Below are 3686 nucleotides of genomic sequence, written 5' to 3'. Positions count from 1 at the left end.
TGCAATACCACGCTCGGCGAGCAAGGGCATCGCGTCTACGTGCAGACCCGCGCTGGCGGCGTCCGCATCCCAGGGCCCGAGGGTGGCCCGGCGTGCGTGGTGCCCGCTCCGGAGGAGGACGGCGTCGCTGCGCCGGATTGTGAACCCAAGGGCCTGTTCCGCGGCCAGGACGTCCTCGGCAAGCACCGCGGTCCCGGGCTCGAGCCAGTCGACGTCGCGCATGGCGGGGATGTCGAGGAGCACGCCGCGCAGGACGAGGCGGGTGCTGAGTTCGGTGACCGCACCCCAGCTCGAACCCAGGGAGGTGAACGCCTCGGCCGTCGGCACGCCCCCGTAGAGTTCGCCGCGATACCCGATGTGGCACAGGGCGTCGAGGTGGGAGACAGCCTTGCCGTGATAGTCGATCGCGATGAAGTCCTTGTGGGCACTGGGCTCCGGCGCCTCGACGTCGCCGCGGTCGACCATGTGGTGCAGGGCAGGCCTGGGGTTGTGCGACCCGCCCGTGCGGTCCCACGGCAGAGACAGGCTGACCACCTCTCCCGTCCGGGGTGTCGCCAGGGCCGCGAGGACCTCGTCGCAGGTGACCGCGGCAGGGGCGCCGCCCGGATCGGCGGGGGCTGCGCCACGGCCCCAGCGCTTGAGCCGGTCGAACTGGTCCTGGAAGTCCGCGGCGGCCACGAGGGGGCCGTTGGCGAACACGGAGGCGCTGGGCGCCGTGAACGAGTTGGTCATCGATGACCTCCGAGGGTGGCCGACAACGACGGGCAGGAGGGCCTGTTCGCGGGGAGAGCGCCGCGGGCGTCGGCAAGGCGTCCGACGCCCGGGATGGCGGCTGGACGTCCGAAGCGGTCCGGGGCGGGCTCGGCCGCCTGAGGGCTGGCTCGAACAACATTAGCAGCATAATGGACCACGTCCAGCTTTTTGGACGGGCGGAGGATGACATGCCAGTCACGCGGAGAATCGACGACGAGCAGGGGGCCGAGGCGCGGGGCGAGGGACCGGTTCCCGCGGTCACGAGGGCGGCCGCCATCCTTGGGGCGCTCGCCGCCGCGGGTGGCGTCCCACTTTCCTCGTCGGAGCTGTCGCGCCAGCTCGGTCTGCCCAAGTCCTCCACGGCCAACCTCTGCCAGGCGCTGGAGGCCGAGCGCCTGATCGTCCGCCGGGACGGCGGTTACGCCCTGGGGCGCCGGCTCGTCGAGCTCGGGGGCGCCTACCTGTCCTCGGTGGACCAGGTTCGCGCGTTCTACGACGCGTGCCGCGAGCAGCCCCACCTGTCCCAGCAGACCGCCCGGGTCGCGGTGCTGGACGGCATGGATGTCCTCTACCTGGCTCGATACGACGGGATGCAGCCGATCCGGCTGACCGCGAACATCGGCGACCGCTTCCCGGCACACTGCACGGCGACCGGGAAGACCCTGCTGGCGATGCTGGACGCGGCCGTGCTCGACGAGCGGCTGCGCGGACGGGCGCGGCTGGTCCAGCTGACCGACCGGTCCATCGCCGACCCGGGGGCCCTGCGAGCCGAGTTGGAGCGCGTGCGCGGCGACGGCTACGCCATGGACGACGAGGAGACCACCCCAGGCGTGACCTGCGTGGCCATCGCCGTGCCGGGGTCACGCACCGACTCCGATCCCTTCGCGATCAGCATCACCAGCATGACCTCGCAGCTGACGCCCGAGCTCACGGTGCGACTGCTCGGCGAGTTGCGCGTCGTGGCCGAGCGCATGTCCAACCCTTTGATCGCCGGCCCGCGATCGAGGTAACCGGACGCCTTTGAGGTCTTGCCAACTGGCTGGACGGCGGCCATAGTGCTGAACATTGGCCGATGTCGCCTAGATCGGAATCCTCCTCATGACGCTACCGTCGCCGCAGTCGGCGGCCTCCTCAGCACCGTCAGCGCCACCATCCGCCGCGGGCGACTCGCTGGTCCGGGTGCGTGGCGCGGACAAGACCTTCGGCGCCACCCGCGCCCTGGCGTCCGTCGATCTCGACCTCGCCCCGGGCAGCATCCGCGCCTTGCTGGGGCAGAACGGCGCCGGCAAGTCGACACTCATCAAGGTGCTGGCCGGGGTCTACCCCCTGGACGCCGGCGAGGTAAGCATCGCGGGCCACCCGCTTGGCAGCCCCGAGGCGAAGGCGTCCATCTCCTTCATCCACCAGGACCTGGGTCTGGTTCCAGGCCTCACGGTCGCCGAGAACGTCGCGCTGGGGGCCGGCTACCCTCGTCGAGGCCCGCGGATCGACTGGCGCGGCGTGCGCCGCCGGGCCGAGTCCGCCCTGGAGATCGTCGGCAGCGGTGTCGACCCAAGCGCGCGGCTCGCGAACCTTTCCCGCACCGAGAAGTCCCTCGTCGCGATCGCCCGTGCCCTCGTCGCGGAGGACGCCCGCGTCCTGGTCCTCGACGAGCCGACCGCGAGCCTGCCGGTCGACGAGACCCACCGCCTGTTCTCCGTACTGCGTCAGCTGCGCGACGGCGGCATGGGCCTGCTCTACGTCAGCCATCGGCTCGACGAGGTGTTCGAGCTAGCCAACTGCACCACGATCATGCGGGACGGACGCGTCGTCACCGAGGGCCCCCTGGAACAGTTCTCACCAGCGGACGTCGTCGCCCACATCGTCGGCCGAAAGCCGGTCCCACCCCCGCCGCCCGCCCCGCGGAGCACGACGTCGACGGTCCTCGACCTCGTCGGTCTCGTCGGCGACCGCGTCGGTCCGGTCTCGCTGAGCCTGCGGGCCGGGGAAGTCCTCGGCCTGGTGGGCCTCAGCGGCGCCGGTCACGTCGAACTGGGCCGAACCCTCTATGGGGCCGCACCGCTGCTCGCCGGCGCCGTCACCCTCGACGGCGCCTCCTACCGGCCGTCGACGCCCGCCCACGCGGTCCGTGCCGGCCTTGGGTTCGTCACGAGCAACCGCGTGGACGAAGGCCTCGCCATGGATCTCACGGTCGCGGAGAATCTCCGGCCGAACCTGCGCCTGTTGCGCCGCGGTCCGCTGTCGCTGCGGCGGCACTCGACCGAGGACGCCGAGGCCCGTTACCTGGTGCAAGAGTACGGCGTCCGCCCTGCGGACGCCACCCTGCCGGTCGCGTCCCTGTCGGGCGGCAACCAGCAGAAGGTCATCATGGGCCGCTGGTTGTCGACCAACGCCCGGGTCCTCGTCCTGGAGGAGCCCACCGCCGGCGTGGACGTCGGCGCCAAGCACGAGCTGTACACGCTGCTGGATCGAGCGCTCGCCCGAGGCGTGGCGACGCTGCTCATCTCCACTGATTTCGAGGAGGTGGCCCAGGTGTGCCATCGGGCCCTGGTCTTCAAGAACGGCGTTGTCGTCCGCGAGATCCCGCGGTCGGACCTGAGCGTCTCCTCGCTCGTCGAATACGCCTCCGGGGCGGCGTCGTGAACGCCCCGACCGGCGCGGCGGTGGGACGCCGGCGCCCGCTGGCCGGACTGTCCATCGGGTCTCTAGGGCTGCCGGTCCTCACCGTCGTCCTGTTCGGCGCCTTCGCCCTGCTGTTACCGGACACCTTCCCCACGGCCACCAACCTGCGCTCGATCCTCGTGAACCAGTCGATCCTGGCGCTGCTCGCGCTCGGCGCCACCATCCCCATCGTCACAGGCCGCTTCGACCTCTCGATCGGCTACGGGATCGGCCTGGCGCACGTGCTCACCATGTGGCTCGTGGTCCACGGG

At 71.4% G+C, this 3686-nt stretch carries 3 protein-coding genes and 1 pseudogene; 3 read left to right on the top strand and 1 reads right to left on the bottom strand.

What is annotated here, in order from left to right; translation table 11 throughout:
• Positions 1 to 732 (bottom strand): cyclase family protein (locus tag U9980_RS21965; RefSeq protein WP_322769657.1); only part of this gene is annotated, 732 nt, incomplete at its 3' end.
• A 209-nt stretch (positions 733 to 941) separates the two neighbouring features.
• Here U9980_RS21965 and U9980_RS21960 point away from each other — a divergent pair.
• The 3 genes and pseudogenes from U9980_RS21960 to U9980_RS21950 all read left to right on the top strand — a co-directional run.
• On the top strand, positions 942 to 1763 hold the full coding sequence (locus U9980_RS21960; RefSeq protein ID WP_322769656.1) for an IclR family transcriptional regulator: 822 nt from the start codon (positions 942 to 944) through the stop codon (positions 1761 to 1763).
• A gap of 88 nt (positions 1764 to 1851) precedes the next feature.
• A complete protein-coding gene (locus U9980_RS21955) occupies positions 1852 to 3396 on the top strand; it encodes a sugar ABC transporter ATP-binding protein (protein ID WP_322769655.1) in 1545 nt (514 codons plus the stop codon).
• Positions 3393 to 3686: pseudogene (locus tag U9980_RS21950) on the top strand (ABC transporter permease); the annotation flags it as partial. The gene U9980_RS21955 and the pseudogene U9980_RS21950, both read left to right, overlap by 4 nt.

This window comes from Protofrankia sp. Cr1 (assembly GCF_963555865.1).
Lineage (GTDB): Bacteria > Actinomycetota > Actinomycetes > Frankiales > Frankiaceae > Protofrankia.
Note: the sequence above shows the minus strand (reverse complement) of the source record. Positions and strands in the feature narration are given on the sequence as shown.

What these genes read in the sequence shown, in the direction of transcription:
- U9980_RS21955 (WP_322769655.1), top strand. Translation starts at nt 1,852, where the DNA reads ATGACGCTACCGTCGCCGCAGTCGGCGGCCTCCTCAGCACCGTCAGCG.
- U9980_RS21960 (WP_322769656.1), top strand. Translation starts at nt 942, where the DNA reads ATGCCAGTCACGCGGAGAATCGACGACGAGCAGGGGGCCGAGGCGCGG.